The 14,660-nt window shown below is 70.6% G+C and carries 15 protein-coding genes; 12 read left to right on the forward strand and 3 right to left on the reverse strand.

The window, feature by feature from the left end:
* The first annotated feature begins 25 nt into the window (after positions 1–25).
* The 5 genes from ACWGJB_RS32485 (at position 26) to ACWGJB_RS32505 (ending at position 4,709) form a co-directional block, all read left to right on the forward strand.
* A complete protein-coding gene (locus ACWGJB_RS32485) occupies positions 26–955 on the forward strand; it encodes an NAD(P)/FAD-dependent oxidoreductase (RefSeq protein ID WP_453383616.1) in 930 nt (309 codons plus the stop codon).
* Positions 956–984: 29 nt separating this feature from the next.
* The gene (locus tag ACWGJB_RS32490; protein ID WP_453383617.1) at positions 985–2,523 is read left to right on the forward strand and encodes an ATP-dependent DNA ligase; all 1,539 of its coding nucleotides are present in this window, start codon (positions 985–987) and stop codon (positions 2,521–2,523) included.
* On the forward strand, positions 2,520–2,987 hold the full coding sequence (locus ACWGJB_RS32495; protein WP_453383618.1) for an NUDIX domain-containing protein: 468 nt from the start codon (positions 2,520–2,522) through the stop codon (positions 2,985–2,987). Before ACWGJB_RS32490 ends, ACWGJB_RS32495 begins: the two co-directional genes overlap by 4 nt.
* A 75-nt stretch (positions 2,988–3,062) precedes the next feature.
* Positions 3,063–4,448 (forward strand): NADP-dependent succinic semialdehyde dehydrogenase, encoded by a 1,386-nt coding sequence (locus tag ACWGJB_RS32500; protein WP_453383619.1) that lies wholly within the window; start codon positions 3,063–3,065, stop codon positions 4,446–4,448.
* A gap of 24 nt (positions 4,449–4,472) precedes the next feature.
* Positions 4,473–4,709 carry a DUF6213 family protein gene (locus ACWGJB_RS32505; protein ID WP_382530053.1) on the forward strand — a complete coding sequence of 79 codons (237 nt, stop codon included), beginning with the start codon at positions 4,473–4,475 and terminating at the stop codon, positions 4,707–4,709.
* 59 nt (positions 4,710–4,768) lie between these two features.
* On the opposite strand, the gene ACWGJB_RS32510 is transcribed toward ACWGJB_RS32505, so the two are convergent.
* Positions 4,769–5,422 carry a thiaminase II/PqqC family protein gene (locus ACWGJB_RS32510; protein WP_453383620.1) on the reverse strand — a complete coding sequence of 218 codons (654 nt, stop codon included), beginning with the start codon at positions 5,420–5,422 and terminating at the stop codon, positions 4,769–4,771.
* 185 nt (positions 5,423–5,607) lie between these two features.
* Between ACWGJB_RS32510 and ACWGJB_RS32515 the strand changes: the two genes are divergently transcribed.
* Genes ACWGJB_RS32515 through ACWGJB_RS32525 form a run of 3 tightly spaced genes read left to right on the forward strand, consistent with a single transcriptional unit; the run spans position 5,608 to position 8,457 of the window.
* On the forward strand, positions 5,608–6,672 hold the full coding sequence (locus tag ACWGJB_RS32515) for a type III polyketide synthase (protein WP_453383621.1): 1,065 nt from the start codon (positions 5,608–5,610) through the stop codon (positions 6,670–6,672).
* Complete coding sequence (locus ACWGJB_RS32520; protein WP_453383622.1) at positions 6,669–7,928, forward strand: cytochrome P450; 1,260 nt, start codon at positions 6,669–6,671, stop codon at positions 7,926–7,928. Before ACWGJB_RS32515 ends, ACWGJB_RS32520 begins: the two co-directional genes overlap by 4 nt.
* Positions 7,929–7,935: 7 nt before the next feature.
* Positions 7,936–8,457: a cupin domain-containing protein gene (locus ACWGJB_RS32525; protein ID WP_453383623.1), complete on the forward strand. Its 522-nt coding sequence runs from the start codon at positions 7,936–7,938 to the stop codon at positions 8,455–8,457.
* Between the two features lie 83 nt (positions 8,458–8,540).
* On the opposite strand, the gene ACWGJB_RS32530 is transcribed toward ACWGJB_RS32525, so the two are convergent.
* The gene (locus tag ACWGJB_RS32530; RefSeq protein WP_453383624.1) at positions 8,541–9,767 is read right to left on the reverse strand and encodes an acyl-CoA dehydrogenase family protein; all 1,227 of its coding nucleotides are present in this window, start codon (positions 9,765–9,767) and stop codon (positions 8,541–8,543) included.
* A 172-nt stretch (positions 9,768–9,939) separates the two neighbouring features.
* Here ACWGJB_RS32530 and ACWGJB_RS32535 point away from each other — a divergent pair, with 172 nt between their 5' ends.
* On the forward strand, positions 9,940–10,584 hold the full coding sequence (locus ACWGJB_RS32535; protein ID WP_453383625.1) for a TetR family transcriptional regulator: 645 nt from the start codon (positions 9,940–9,942) through the stop codon (positions 10,582–10,584).
* A gap of 95 nt (positions 10,585–10,679) precedes the next feature.
* On the opposite strand, the gene def is transcribed toward ACWGJB_RS32535, so the two are convergent.
* A complete protein-coding gene (gene def / locus ACWGJB_RS32540; protein ID WP_453383626.1) occupies positions 10,680–11,219 on the reverse strand; it encodes a peptide deformylase in 540 nt (179 codons plus the stop codon).
* Between the two features lie 151 nt (positions 11,220–11,370).
* On the opposite strand from def, the gene ACWGJB_RS32545 reads away from it, so the two are divergent.
* From ACWGJB_RS32545 to ACWGJB_RS32555, 3 genes are all read left to right on the forward strand, one after another.
* Positions 11,371–12,609: a MurT ligase domain-containing protein gene (locus tag ACWGJB_RS32545; protein ID WP_453383627.1), complete on the forward strand. Its 1,239-nt coding sequence runs from the start codon at positions 11,371–11,373 to the stop codon at positions 12,607–12,609.
* 23 nt (positions 12,610–12,632) lie between these two features.
* Positions 12,633–13,361 carry a type 1 glutamine amidotransferase gene (locus ACWGJB_RS32550; protein ID WP_453383628.1) on the forward strand — a complete coding sequence of 243 codons (729 nt, stop codon included), beginning with the start codon at positions 12,633–12,635 and terminating at the stop codon, positions 13,359–13,361.
* Between the two features lie 179 nt (positions 13,362–13,540).
* Positions 13,541–14,566 (forward strand): 6-phosphofructokinase, encoded by a 1,026-nt coding sequence (locus ACWGJB_RS32555; protein WP_453383629.1) that lies wholly within the window; start codon positions 13,541–13,543, stop codon positions 14,564–14,566.
* Positions 14,567–14,660 lie beyond the last annotated feature (94 nt).

A 14,660-nucleotide genomic window follows, 5' to 3' on the forward strand; every position in this document is an offset into this window, starting at 1 on the left:
ACCGTCGCCGACGGAGGTGGTCACCATGACCGATACGTACGAAGTGGTCGTCGTCGGAGGCGGTGCGGCCGGGCTGTCCGCCGCCCTGGTCCTGGGCCGGGCCCGGCGCCGCACCCTGGTCGTCGACGCGGGTGAGCCGCGCAACGCCCCCGCCGCCCATATGCAGGGCTTCCTGTCCCGGGACGGCATGCCGCCCGCGGAGTTCCTGGCCGTCGGCCGCGAGGAGATCGCGCGGTACGGCGTGGAGCTGGTCCGGGACCGGGCGGCGGACGCGTCCAGGGACGGCGACTTCACGGTGTCGCTGGCGAGCGGCCGCCAGGTCCGGGCCCGGCAGCTGATGGTCGCCACCGGCCTCAAGGACGAGCTGCCGCCCGTGCCAGGCGTCGCCGAGCGGTTCGGCCGGGATGTGCTGCACTGCCCGTACTGCCACGGCTGGGAGGTCCGCGACCAGGCCTTCGGCGTACTGGCCACGACCTTGATGAGCGTGCACCAGGCGCTGATGGTCACCCAGTGGTCCAAGGACGTGACGTTGTTCCTGCACCAGGTCGCCGAGACCGAGCTGTCCGACGACGACCTGCGGCGGCTGACCGCGGCCGGGGTACGGGTGGTGCCCGGCGAGGTCGCGGGGCTGCGCATCGAGGACGACCGGCTCACCGGCGTACGGCTCTCGGACGGCGGCGTGCACGCACGGGAGGCCCTGTTCGTCGCCCCGCGTCCGGTCCCGCGGAACGACCTGCTGGTCGCGCTGGGCGCGGAGATGACGCAGACCTCCTTCGGCACCTACCCGGTGATCGACGAGCGGGGCCTGACGACCGTGCCCGGGCTGTGGGCGGCGGGCAACGCGAGCGGCTTCGCCGAGCAGGTGGTCAACGCGGCCAGCCGGGGCTACCGCGCCGGTGCGGCGATCAACGGCGAGCTGCTCTTCGCGGACCTGGACGCCGCCGTGCGGGTGTAGTCCGGAGCCGCCCGTTGCACCATGGCTGCATGCTGCTGACCCGGCTCGCCGAAGTGTCCCGGGAGGTCGCCGCCACCGCGGCCCGGTCCCGCAAGACCGCACTGCTCGCCGGCCTCTTCCGGGAGACGGCCCCGGACGACGTACCGGTCGTCATCCCCTATCTGGCCGGCCGTCTCCCGCAGGGCCGCCTCGGCGTCGGCTGGAAGGTGCTGAGCCGACCGGTCCCGCCGGCCGCCGAACCGTCCCTCACCGTCCGTGCGGTCGACGCCCGGCTGACCGAGCTGGGCAGGGTCGCCGGGCCCGGATCGCAGGCCGAACGCGCCCGGATCGTAGGTGAGTTGATGGGCGCGGCGACCGCCGACGAGCAGCGCTTCCTGCTGGGGCTGATCACCGGTGAGGTGCGGCAGGGCGCCCTGGACGCGGTGGCCGTGGAGGGGCTCGCGCAGGCGACCGGCGCGGACGCGGCCGACGTGCGCCGGGCGGTGATGCTCGCCGGGTCCCTCCAGACGGTGGCCGAGGCCCTGCTCGCGGACGGGCCGCCGGCCCTCGCCCGCTTCCGGCTCACCGTAGGCCGCCCGGTGCTGCCCATGCTGGCGCACACCGCCTCCTCGGTCGCCGAGGCGGTCGGCAGACTGGGCGCCTGCGCGGTCGAGGAGAAACTCGACGGCATCCGGGTCCAGGTCCACCGGGACGGCGACACCGTAAGGGTCTTCACCCGCACCCTCGACGACATCACCGACCGCCTGCCCGAAGTGACATCCGCGGCAAGGGAGTTGAGCGGCGATCGGTTCATCCTGGACGGCGAGGTGATCTCCTTCGACGCCGACGGCCGCCCGCGCTCCTTCCAGGAGACGGCGGGCCGGGTCGGCTCCCGGACGGACGTGGCGAAGGCCGCGCGGGAGGTGCCGGTCTCCCCGGTCTTCTTCGACGCGCTCTCGGTCGGCGACCACGACCTCCTCGACCTCTCCTTCGCCGAACGGCACACGGAACTGGCCCGGCTGGTCCCCGAGCCGATGCGGGTCCGACGGGCGCTGGTGTCCGGGTCCGAGGACACGGCGGCCGCCGAGGAGTTCCTGGCCGCCACCCTGGAACGCGGCCACGAGGGCGTGGTCGTCAAGGCCCTGGACGCCCCCTACAGCGCGGGCCGGCGCGGCGCCTCCTGGCTGAAGGTCAAGCCGGTGCACACCCTCGACCTGGTCGTCCTGGCCGCCGAGTGGGGGCACGGCCGGCGCACCGGCAGGCTCTCCAACCTCCACCTCGGCGCCCGTACCCCGGACGGCGGCTTCGCCATGCTCGGCAAGACCTTCAAGGGCATGACCGACGCGATGCTGGAGTGGCAGACCGCCCGGCTGAAGGAACTGGAGGTATCGGACAACGGCTGGGTGGTGACCGTACGCCCCGAACTCGTCGTCGAGATCGCCTACGACGGCCTGCAGAAGTCCTCCCGCTACCCGGCCGGTGTCACCCTGCGGTTCGCCCGGGTCGTCCGCTACCGCGAGGACAAGCGGCCGCAGGAGGCCGATACGGTGGAGATCCTGCTGGCCGCCCATCCGGAGGTACGGCGTTGACAGAGCCGAAGCGAAGCGCCGGACTGCTGTTGTTCCGGCACACCGACCAGGGCCTCGAGGTATTGCTCGGCCATATGGGTGGCCCCTACTTCGCGAAGAAGGACGCGGGCGCGTGGAGCGTCCCCAAGGGCGAGTACGAGCCCGGCGAGACCGCCTGGGAGGCGGCCCGCCGTGAGTTCCAGGAGGAGCTGGGTCTCGCGCCGCCGGACGGCGAGGCGATCGCCCTCGGGGAGGTCCGGCAGAGCAACGGCAAGATCGTGACGGTGTGGGCGGTCGAGGCGGACCTGGACCCGGCCGCGGTCGACCCCGGCACCTTCACGATGGAGTGGCCGCCGCGCTCGGGCCGGGTCCAGGAGTTCCCCGAGCTGGACCGGGTGGCCTGGCTCGGCCGCGACCGGGCCCGCGAGGTGATCGTCAAGGCGCAGGCGGCGTTTCTCGACCGGCTGGCGGAGCACACGGACTGAACAGATGCGCATGCGTTGCGGTCCGCCGGGCGGCGCGCGAAGGTCGAAGCAAACCCGCTCCCAGGGAGGTCAGCCATGCCCATCGCGACGGTGAACCCGGCGACCGGCGAGACGCTCGAAACGTTCGACGCCATGGACGAGGACGAACTCGAACGCCGGCTCGAACTGGCTGAGGCGACGTTCCGTACGTACCGCGCGAGCGCCTTCGCCGAGCGGGCCCGGCTGCTGCACCGGGCCGCCGACCTGCTGGACGCGGACCAGGACGACATCGCCCGCACGATGACCACCGAGATGGGCAAGCCGCTGGCGCAGGCCCGCGCGGAGGCCGCGAAGTGCGCGAAGGCGATGCGCTGGTACGCCGACCACGCGGAGGAGCTGCTGGCCGACGAGGAGCCGGCGGAGACGGACGTGAAGGACTCGGGCGCGTCCCGGGTACGGGTGCGCTACCGCCCCATCGGCCCGGTGCTGGCCGTGATGCCGTGGAACTTCCCGCTCTGGCAGGTGGTCCGGTTCGCCGCGCCGGCGCTGATGGCGGGCAATGTGGGCCTGCTCAAGCACGCGTCGAACGTGCCGCAGACCGCCCTGTATCTGGAGGACCTCTTCCACCGGGCGGGCTTCCCGGAGGGCTGTTTCCAGACTCTGCTGATCGGCTCCGCGGCGGTCGACGACATCCTGCGCGACGAGCGGGTGCGGGCCGCGACGCTCACCGGCAGCGAACCCGCGGGCCGGGCGGTCGCCGCCACCGCCGGCGAGATGATCAAGAAGACGGTGCTGGAGCTGGGCGGCAGCGATCCCTACGTGGTGATGCCCTCGGCGGACATCGACCGCGCCGCGCGGATCGCGGTGACCGCGCGGGTGCAGAACAACGGGCAGTCGTGCATCGCCGCGAAGCGGTTCATCGTGCACGCCGATGTGTACGACGCCTTCGCCGAGCGGTTCGTGGCGGGCATGCAGGCCCTGCGGACGGGCGACCCGATGGACGAGGGCACGGACGTCGGGCCGCTGTCGAGCGAACAGGGGCGGGCCGACCTGGAGGAACTCGTCGACGACGCGAAGCGGTCGGGTGCGCGGCTGCTGTGCGGCGGGGAGCGGCCGGAGGGGCCCGGCTGGTTCTACCCGCCGACCGTGCTCGCCGGGATCCACCGCGACATGCGCATCCACCGCGAGGAGGCGTTCGGGCCGGTGGCCACGCTCTACCGGGCCGGGGACCTGGACGAGGCGGTCCTCATCGCCAACGACTCGCCCTTCGGACTGAGTTCGAACGTGTGGACGCGGGACGAGGCCGAGGTGGACCGGTTCGTACGGGACCTGGAGGCCGGCAGCGTGTTCGTCAACGGCATGACCGCCTCCCACCCGGCGTTTCCGTTCGGGGGTGTGAAACGGTCCGGGTACGGGCGTGAGCTGTCCGGGCACGGAATCCGCGAGTTCTGCAACATCACCACCGTTTGGCAGGGTGCGTGACGGTTGCGCGGCTACGATCCGGGTGTGAACCGGGAAGTGACTCTGCCTCTGATCGTCGACGACCGCGGGACCCTGCAGGTGGCCGCCGCCGACGTGAGTAAGTTGTTGCGGACCATGGGTGGGCGGTGGGTGCGGCTGGTGGAGGCCGGGGAGAGCGGGCTGGACGAGGACACGGTGGCCGCGCTGACCATCGAGCTGGCGAAGCTCGCCGATCGGATCGACGTGGCTTGTATCGCCCACAGCAGTGGGCAGAACAGCTGAGTTGGCGAGTGCGGGTTGAGTGTGGCTTGTCGCGCAGTTCCCCGCGCCCCTAAAAGCATTCAGCTGAGCGACGTCCAAAACATCTGCACATACGCCTGGAGTAGGCGCCCGTACACATACACCCGCTTCTCATCCAGTCGGCCGGTGTTCAGTCCCGCCTCCACCGCCGCCTCCGCCTGTCGGTCCAGGGCCGGGGCCGGTTCCGCGAAGAAGTCGAAGAAGGCGCAGGACTCGTCCGTGAAGCCGTAGTGGGTGCGGAGCCCCTCGGCGATGCGGGCGCAATACGTGCCCCAGGTCGCGAAGTTGGCCGTGATGGCCAGGACGGCATCCGTCGGGTCGGCGTTGAGGGCGAGCCAGGAGATGTACGCCGGGTACGCCTGGCAGCCCGGTAGGGGCTCGTACGCTTGCATGCGCTGCTCATCCACTTCGCACGCCTCGGTGAACGCACCCAGCCGCTCTGCCGCCAGTTCCTCGCCCTCGGCCAGCATGGTGAAGAACCCGGCGGCCTCCGGCTCCCCGGCGGCGCGCTGCGCCAGATGCACGAACGCGCGGTGGTCGGCGGGAATCACGTGGTGTTGTTCCAGGGCAAGTGCGGCGAGTGTCTCCAGGCTCGCCCGGCCGCTGGCGACGAGGGGGACCAATGGATTGGCGTTCGGGTCCGGGGCAAGCTCTGACCTGGTCGTTTTCAGCATTTCCGCGGCCGTGCCGGGCATCGCGTCCGCCTCGTCCGGATACCTCTGCGCTGATCCGATCCTGACACGGGGTCACCGGTTCGGAGTAGTCCGGCGAGAGATCATCGCCCTCCCGGGTGATCGTGAGGGAACCACCTCCTGAGGTGAACCACCTCTCTGACCGGTCGGGCCCAAACCCACCGGAAGGCTGAAAGCAGGCACGGTTCATGGCGACTTTGTGCAAACCCTCAGTGTCGGTCCCGGAGTACGTGATCACGATGGAGGAGACGCTGGAACTGGCGCGCTCCCACCACGAGAACCACCCGCAGCTGCCGTTGGCGCTGAGACTGATCGAGAACACGGGCGTTCGCACCCGGCACATCGTGCAGCCGATCGAGGAAACCCTCAAGCACCCCGGCTTCGAGGAGCGCAACAAGCTCTACGAGGTCGAGGCCAAGGCCCGGGTCCCCGCAGTCATCCAACGAGCGCTCGACGACGCCGAGCTGCTCACCAGCGACATCGACGTGATCATCTACGTCTCGTGCACGGGCTTCATGATGCCCTCGCTCACGGCGTGGCTGATCAACGAGATGGACTTCGACTCCACCACCCGCCAGATCCCCATCGCGCAGCTCGGCTGCGCGGCCGGCGGAGCGGCGATCAACCGGGCGCACGACTTCTGCTCGGCGTACCCGAACGCCAACGCGCTCATCGTGGCCTGCGAGTTCTGCTCGCTGTGCTACCAGCCGACCGACCTCGGCGTCGGCTCGCTGCTCTCCAACGGCCTCTTCGGTGACGGCATAGCCGCCGCCGTGGTCCGCGGCAAGGGCGGCACCGGCGTCGAGCTCGAGCGCAACGGGTCGTACCTGATCCCCAAGACCGAAGAGTGGATCATGTACGACGTCCGGGCCACCGGGTTCCACTTCCTGCTGGACAAGCGGGTCCCGGCGACCATGGAGCCGCTCGCGCCGGCCCTCCAGGACCTGGCAGGGCTGCACGGCTGGAACGCGTCCGACCTGGACTTCTACATAGTCCACGCGGGCGGGCCACGAATCCTGGACGACCTGAGCAAGTTCCTCCAGGTCGATCCGCACGCGTTCCGGTTCAGCCGGTCCACGCTCACCGAGTACGGCAACATCGCGAGCGCCGTCGTCCTGGACGCACTGCGCCGGATGTTCGACGAGGGCGGCGCCGAGCACCAGGCGCGCGGCCTGCTGGCCGGCTTCGGTCCTGGCATCACCGCGGAAATGTCGCTGGGTCGCTGGCGGCGTTCGGACGAAGAGGCGGCTTGACCGAGATGACGCTCACCGAACCACTCGACCCCGCCGACGAGGCCGCCGGTGCGGCCCCGGGCGTGGCCGGCTGCCCGGTCCGGCACTGGGAGGTGCCGGACCTGGCGGGGGTGGACTTCGACCCCACCCTGGCCGAGCTGATGCGGGAGGGTCCGGTCACCCGGATCCAGCTGCCCAACGGCGACGGCTGGGCCTGGCTGGTCACCCGGTACGACGACGTACGGATGGTGGCCAACGACCTCCGGTTCAGCCGCGAGGCGGTGATGGACCAGCCGGTCACCCGGCTCGCCCCGCACTTCATCCCGGACCGTGGCGCGGTCGGCTTCCTGGACCCGCCCGACCACACGCGGCTGCGCCGCTCGGTGGCCTCCGCGCTCACCTCCAAGGGCGTGGAGCGGGTCCGGGTGAAGGCCCGCCGCATGCTGGACGAGCTCGTCGACGAGCTGATCCAGGACGGCCCGCCCGCCGATCTCACGGCGACGGTCCTGAGCCCCTTCCCCATCGCGGTGATCTGCGAGGTGATGGGCGTTCCGGCCGCCGACCGGCACACCATGCACATCTGGACCCAGCTGATCCTGTCGTCCAGCCACGGCAAGGAGGTCAGCGAGAAGGCCAAGCGCGAGATGGGCGCCTACTTCGGCGACCTCATCGCCCTGCGCGACGGCAGTGCGGGCGAGGACGTGGCCTCCCTGCTGGGCGCGGCCGTGGGCCGCGGCGAGGTCACGCTGGAGGAGGCCGTCGGTCTCGCCGTCCTCCTCCAGATCGGCGGCGAGGCGGTCACCAACAACAGCGGGCAGATGTTCTACCTGCTTCTCACCCGGCCCGACCTCCTTGACCGGCTGCGCACCGAGCCGGAGATCCGCCCCCGGGCGCTCGACGAGCTGCTGCGCTACATCCCGCACCGCAGCGCGGTAGGGCTGTCCCGGATCGCCCTGGAGGACGTGGAGATCAAGGGCGTGCGGATCCAGGCGGGAGACGCGATCTACGTCTCCTACCTGGCCGCCAACCGCGACCCGGACGTTTTCCCGCACCCCGAGACGATCGACTTCACCCGCAGTCCCAACCCGCATGTGTCCTTCGGGTTCGGCCCGCACTACTGCCCCGGCGGCCAGCTCGGCAGGCTGGAGGAGGAACTCCTGGTCGACGCCCTGGTCGACCGGCTCCCCGGACTGCGGCTCGCCGTACCTCCGGACCAGGTTCCCTTCAGAAGGGGCGCGTTGATCCGGGGACCCGAGGCACTTCCGGTGACCTGGTGAGTGGCCCATGACCACGACCGAGGGACTCCTCGTACCACCGGGACACGGGCGCGTGGTCCAATCGCCGGCCCAGCGCGTCACCTTCAAGGTGACGGGCACGCACTCGCGGATGGCCTCCACCTTCGAGGTGGAGGTCCCGCCGGGCTTCGACGTGGGCGCCCATGTGCACACCCGGAGCGAGGAGTTGTTCTACGTCCTCGAAGGCGAGCTGGACGTTCTCGCCTTCGAGCCCCGCATCCGCACTCCCGACAACTGGCAGAAGTGGGAGTCGGCTTCGGGCACGAGGGTGGTGCGGGCGACCCCGGGCACGCTGATCGCCGTACCCCCCGGCTGCCCGCACGCCTTCGCCAACCCGACGGACACCCCGGCGCGGATGTTCTTCCAGGCGTCCCCGCCACCCGACCACGAGCGCTACTTCGAGGAACTGCTGGAGATCCTGGGCAGCGACGGTCCTCCGGACCTCGAGGCGATCGGGCAACTCCGCAAGCGCTACGACATCGAGCAACTCACGCCTCTGAAACACCGGTGAGGAGATCTACCCAGGGGCGCGGGGAACTGCGCGAGCAACCACGACGCCGCGTGGGCCCGCAACGCACCCGCACCCCCACGGCGCTACCGGATCGGCATACCCGACAAGGTCCGGGCGATCACCAACCGCTGCACCTCACTCGTACCCTCGAAGATCGTGTAGATCGCCGCATCGCGGTGCATCCGCTCCACCGGATACTCCCGCGTGTACCCGTTGCCGCCCAGGATCTGGATCGCCTGGGCAGTGACCTTCTTCGCGGTCTCGCTGGCGAACAACTTCGACATCGAGCCCTCGGCGGCGGTGAACGGCTTCCCGTTCACCGCCATCCATGACGCACGCCACACCAGCAGCCGGGCCGCGTCGATCGACGTACGCATGTCCGCGAGCTGGAAGGCCACGCCCTGGTTGTCGATGATCGGCCGCCCGAACTGCTCACGGGTCTTGGCGTAGTCGAGGGCGACCTCGAAGGCGGCCCTCGCGGTACCCACCGCCATGGCCCCCACCGCGGGGCGGCTCGCCTCGAACGTCGCCATCGCCGCGTTCTTGACCCGCTCGCCGCCCGCCCTGGCTCGCTCCCGGGCACGGGCGAGGCGCTCGTCCAGCTTCTCCTTGCCGCCGAGCAGGCAGGAGCCCGGCACCCGGACGCCGTCCAGGACGACCTCGGCGGTGTGCGAGGCACGGATCCCGTGCTTCTTGAACTTCTGGCCCTGGGCGAGCCCGGGCGTCCCCGGCGGGATGATGAAGGACGCGTGGCCCTTGGAACCGAGCTCCGGGTCGACGACCGCGACGACGACATGGACGTTGGCGATGCCGCCGTTGGTCGCCCAGGTCTTCGTGCCGTTGATCACCCACTCGTCCTTGGCCTCGTCGTACACGGCCCGGGTGCGCATGGAGGCCACGTCGGAGCCGGCGTCGGGCTCGGAGGAGCAGAACGCGGCGACCTTGACGTCGTTGGGGTCGCCGTACATCTGGGGTATCCAGGTGCCGATCTGCTCCTCGGTGCCGTTGGCGAGGACGCCGACGGCGGCCAGACCCGTGCCCACGATGGAGAGGGCGATGCCCGCGTCACCCCAGAACAGCTCCTCCATGGCCATCGGTATGCCGAGACCGGTGGCGTCGAAGTACTGCTGGGCGTAGAAGTCGAGAGAGTAGATGCCGACCTTCGCGGCCTCCTGGATGACCGGCCAGGGAGTCTCCTCACGCTCGTCCCATTCGGCGGCCGCGGGGCGGATGACGTCGGCGGCGAAGCCGTGCAGCCAGTCCCGGACCTCCTTCTGTTCGTCGTTGAGTTCCATGGTGAACTCGGCCATGACCCCTCCAGCGGCAGCGCATAATGTGTTACTAGCGGTAACCCGAGTCTGTTACTCGTCGGTAGGAAAAGTCAACTCCCAAGGTCACCTCGGCAGCCAGTTCGAGATGGGTCGGCTGCCAGGTGTTAGTTTGCGCAGGCGTCACCGAAACAGCACGGGGTGGGGAGAGCACATGGACACCACACAGCGGACCGAACAGCAGCGGTCCGCCGACCGCCGACGGCGGGAGCTGTTGGAGGCCGCCGACCGGGTGGTGCTGCGCGACGGCCCACAAGCGTCGATGAACGCGATCGCGGCGGAAGCCGGCATCACCAAACCGATCCTCTACCGCCACTTCGGCGACAAGGGCGGCCTCTACGCGGCCCTGGCCAAACGGCACACGGACGCGTTGCTGAACTCCCTGCGGGAGGCGCTGGACGCACCGGCGGACCGACGCGAGCGGGTCGAGGCCACATTGGACACGTATCTCGCGGCGATCGAGGCGCGGCCTCAGGTGTACCGGTTCCTGATGCATCCCGCGGAGGGCAGCACCGGGTCCGACCAGGGGTTCGACGTGGGGAAACACTCGGCTCCGCTGTTGCGGCGGATGGGTGAGGAGCTGGCGCAGGTCATCGAGGACCGGCTGGATCTCGGGCCCGGGAGTCAGCAGCTGGCGCGGGTGTGGGGGCACGGGATCGTCGGGATGATGCACGCGGCGGGCGACTGGTGGCTGGGGGAACGGCCCTGCACTCGTGCAGAACTGGTGAAGAGTCTGGCCGATCTGCTGTGGGGCCGCTTGGCAGCTGCGGGGGACAAAATCGGAGGTCCGGGGTTCTGAGAGGTTCGGTTTCGACTGACCGCCCGGTGGGGGCTTGTCGCGCCCACGCGGCGGAGCCGCACATCGATACGGCCCGCTCCCCTGGAGGGTTGCGCTCAGCGGTGCCATGAAGATTTGGCCACCTGTCGCAGCAGCTTGCGCTTGCGCCGGCCCGTCACGTGGTCGGCGTACACGCGGCCCTCCAAGTGATCGGTCTCGTGCTGCAGGCACCTCGCGAAGAAGCCCGTGCCGTGGATCGTGATCGGCTCCCCCGTCGCCGTGAACCCCTCCACCACCGCGTGGTCGTAGCGCTCCGTCCCCGCCTCCAGGCCCGGCAGGGACAGGCAGCCCTCCGGGCCGCGGATCGTCACGCCGTCCGCCGCCACCAGGCGGGGGTTCACCACATGGCCCAGATGCCGTACGTCCTCGTCGTCGGGGCAGTCGAAGACGAACACCCGCAGCGGCTCCCCCACCTGGTTCGCCGCCAGGCCCACGCCCTCCGACGCGTACATCGTCGCAAACAAGTCCTCCACCAGACGGGAGAGTTCGGGGCCGAAGCCGGTGACCTCCGCGCAGCGGGTGTGCAGGACGGGGTCGCCGAGCAGAGTGAGGGGCCGGACCCGCCCATGGGCGCCCGGAATGGAACCTTGTCGCATGGCCGCAAGGGTACGGTTCGAATCGGCCCCTGCCCGCCGCGCAGGCGAGGGCCGGAATTCGGGTGTGCGAATGGATCTCGATAGGCTGAGGTGCACACCACGTTGCCGGATGGCTGAAGCGCGGCGCGTAGTCAAGGAGGATCGAGAACTGATGGCAGGCAACTCGGACCCGCTCACGCCGCGGGCCAAGATCGCCGTGACCGCGGGCAAAGCGGTCGCGGCGGCGTCCCGTGCCGCGGGACGCGGCAGCGGATCCGTGATCGGCGGCCGGGTCGCACTGAAACTCGACCCCGACCTTCTCGCCCGGCTCGCCCAGAACCTGGACGTCACGCTCGTCTCGGCGACCAACGGCAAGACGACGACCACCCGGCTGATCGCCGAGGCGCTCAAGGCCGCGGGCCCGGTCGTCTCCAACGCGCTCGGCGCCAACATGCCCGCCGGTATCACCTCGGCACTGGCCGGCGGCTCCGAGGCCAAGTTCGGTGTGATCGAGGTCGACGAGAAGTACCTCGCCGGGGTGGCCCGGGACACCGACCCGAAGTGCATCGCGCTGCTCAACCTCTCCCGCGACCAGCTCGACCGGGCCGCCGAGACCCGGATGCTCGCCGAGAACTGGCGGGAGGGCCTGGCCGGCTCGAAGGCCGTCATCGTGGCGAACTGCGACGACCCGCTGGTGGTGTGGGCCGCGTCCTCCTCCCCCAATGTGATCTGGGTCGCCGCCGGGCAGATGTGGAAGGACGACGCCTGGTCCTGCCCGTCCTGCGGCGGTGTGATGCAGCGCCCGGGCGACGACTGGTTCTGCGGTGAGTGCGGGTTCCGGCGGCCGACCCCGAGCTGGGTGCTGTCCGGGGACCACGTCCTCGACCCGCACGGGTCCGCCTGGCCGATCCACCTCCAGCTGCCGGGACGCGCCAACAAGGCCAACGCGGCCTCCTCGGCCGCCGTCGCCGCCGTCTTCGGGGTGCCGCCGCAGGTCGCCCTGGAGCGGATGTACCAGGTGCAGGCCGTCGCCGGACGGTACGACGTCGTGCAGTTCCAGGGACGTGACCTGCGGCTGCTCCTCGCGAAGAACCCGGCCGGCTGGCTGGAGACGTTCTCGCTGATCGACCCGCCGCCGACCCCGGTGATCCTCTCCGTGAACGCGCGCGGCGCGGACGGCACCGACACCTCCTGGCTGTGGGACGTGGACTACACGCGCCTCACCGGCCACCCGATCTTCGTGCTCGGCGACCGCAAGCTGGACCTCGCGGTGCGTCTCGAGGTCGCGAACCAGCACTTCCAGGTCTGCGACTCCCTCGACCAGGCCGTACAGATGGCCCCGCCCGGCCGGATCGAGGTCATCGCGAACTACACCGCGTTCCAGGATCTGCGCCGCCGCGTCGGCAACTGACTGACCCCGAAGGACGATCATTGATGAGCGACAACCAACTGCGGCTGGTGTGGATCTACCCGGACCTGCTCAGCACCTACGGCGACCAGGGCAACGCGCTCGTCGTGGAGCGCCGGGCGCGGCAGCGCGGTCTCGACGTGGCCCGGCTGGACGTGCGCAGCGACCAGCCGATCCCGACCTCCGGCGACATCTACCTGATCGGCGGCGGTGAGGACCGTCCGCAGCGGCTCGCCGCCGAGCGGCTGCGCCGCGACGGGCACCTGTACCGGGCCGTGGAGAACGGCGCGATCGTGTTCTCGGTGTGCGCCGGCTACCAGATCCTCGGGCACGAGTTCGTCAACGACCTGGGCCAGCGCGAGCCGGGCCTCGGCCTGCTCGACGTGACGACCGTACGCGGCACCGGGGAGCGGTGCGTCGGTGACGTCCTCGCCGACATCGACCCGCGCCTCGGGCTGCCCCAGCTCACCGGGTTCGAGAACCACCAGGGCGTCACCCAGCTCGGCCCCACCGCCCGCCCCCTCGCCCGCGTCCAGCTGGGCCGGGGCAACGGCACCGGGGACGGCACCGAGGGCGCGTACAACGACACCGTCTTCGGCACGTACATGCACGGGCCGGTCCTCGCCCGCAACCCGCTCATCGCCGACCTGCTGCTGAAGCTCGCGCTCGACGTGAACGCGCTGCCGCCGATCGACGACCGGTGGTACGAGGCCCTGCGCAGCGAGCGGATCGCGTCGGCGCAGCAGCCCGCCTGACCGTACCGGAGTGGTCGATTCCGGGCCCGCCTGACAGGGTGTCCGCTCACATGTGCGGGCGCGTCCAGCAGGCGGACGCCCGGTACGGCGCGGCCCCCTCCCGCCGGTAGGGTGACGGCGATGTCAGCCGGACAGCGTGGTCCGGTCTTCGGCCCACGTGGAGAAGGTTGTTTCGGGCTATGCGCATTGGTGTCCTCACGTCCGGCGGCGACTGCCCCGGCCTGAACGCCGTCATCCGGTCCGTCGTGCACCGTGCCGTCGCCGACCACGGCGACGAGGTCATCGGCTTCCGGGACGGCTGGAAGGGCCTCCTGGAATGCGACTATCTCAAGCTCGACCTCGACGCCGTGGCCGGCATCCTGGCCCGTGGCGGCACGATCCTCGGCTCCTCCCGGGTCCAGCCCTCTCACCTGCGGGACGGCGTGGAGCGGGCCAGGGGCCATGTGGCCGAACTCGGCCTCGACGCGATCATCCCGATCGGCGGTGAGGGCACGCTGAAGGCGGCCCGGCTGATGTCCGACGCCGGCCTGCCGATCGTCGGCGTACCGAAGACCATCGACAACGACATCGCTGTCACCGACGTGACCTTCGGCTTCGACACGGCCGTGGGTGTGGCCACCGAGGCCCTCGACCGGCTGAAGACCACCGCCGAGTCCCACCAGCGGGTCCTCGTCGTCGAGGTCATGGGCCGGCACACCGGCTGGATCGCCCTGCACTCCGGCATGGCGGCCGGCGCCCACGCCATCGTCGTACCGGAACGGCCCTTCGACATCGAGGAATTGGCCCGCCGGGTCGGCGAGCGGTTCGAGGCCGGGAAGCGGTTCGCGATCGTCGTAGCGGCGGAGGGGGCCAAGCCGAAGGCGGGCACGATGGCCTTCGACGAGGGCGGCAAGGACATCTACGGCCACGAGCGGTTCGCCGGGATCGCCCGGCAGCTCTCCATCGAGCTGGAGCAGCGGCTCGGCAAGGAGGCGCGGCCGGTCATCCTCGGGCATGTGCAGCGGGGTGGCACGCCGACGGCGTACGACCGGGTGCTGGCGACGCGGTTCGGGTGGCATGCGGTGGAGGCCGTGCATCGCGGGGGGTTCGGTCACATGACCGCGCTGCGGGGGACGGACATCGTGATGGTGCCGCTCGCCGAGGCGGTGGAGACGTTGAAGACGGTTCCCGCGGAGCGGTACGAGGAAGCGGAGACCGTGCTTTAAGAGGTCCTAACAAAGGCGCTGTACGTGGCGGTGGGTGATGAGGCAGGTGGCGAGGCCGAGGAAGGCCTCGTGGATGTCGTCGCGTCGCTCCCAT

The sequence above is a fragment of the Streptomyces sp. NPDC054813 genome, from assembly GCF_053611365.1.

Coding starts and splice junctions, on each gene's coding strand:
- ACWGJB_RS32485 (WP_453383616.1), top strand. CDS start 26: ATGACCGATACGTACGAAGTGGTCGTCGTCGGAGGCGGTGCGGCCGGG.
- ACWGJB_RS32490 (WP_453383617.1), top strand. CDS start 985: ATGCTGCTGACCCGGCTCGCCGAAGTGTCCCGGGAGGTCGCCGCCACC.
- ACWGJB_RS32500 (WP_453383619.1), top strand. CDS start 3,063: ATGCCCATCGCGACGGTGAACCCGGCGACCGGCGAGACGCTCGAAACG.
- ACWGJB_RS32510 (WP_453383620.1), bottom strand. CDS start 5,422: ATGCCCGGCACGGCCGCGGAAATGCTGAAAACGACCAGGTCAGAGCTT.
- ACWGJB_RS32515 (WP_453383621.1), top strand. CDS start 5,608: ATGGCGACTTTGTGCAAACCCTCAGTGTCGGTCCCGGAGTACGTGATC.
- ACWGJB_RS32525 (WP_453383623.1), top strand. CDS start 7,936: ATGACCACGACCGAGGGACTCCTCGTACCACCGGGACACGGGCGCGTG.
- ACWGJB_RS32530 (WP_453383624.1), bottom strand. CDS start 9,767: ATGGCCGAGTTCACCATGGAACTCAACGACGAACAGAAGGAGGTCCGG.
- ACWGJB_RS32535 (WP_453383625.1), top strand. CDS start 9,940: ATGGACACCACACAGCGGACCGAACAGCAGCGGTCCGCCGACCGCCGA.
- def (WP_453383626.1), bottom strand. CDS start 11,219: ATGCGACAAGGTTCCATTCCGGGCGCCCATGGGCGGGTCCGGCCCCTC.
- ACWGJB_RS32545 (WP_453383627.1), top strand. CDS start 11,371: ATGGCAGGCAACTCGGACCCGCTCACGCCGCGGGCCAAGATCGCCGTG.
- ACWGJB_RS32550 (WP_453383628.1), top strand. CDS start 12,633: ATGAGCGACAACCAACTGCGGCTGGTGTGGATCTACCCGGACCTGCTC.
- ACWGJB_RS32555 (WP_453383629.1), top strand. CDS start 13,541: ATGCGCATTGGTGTCCTCACGTCCGGCGGCGACTGCCCCGGCCTGAAC.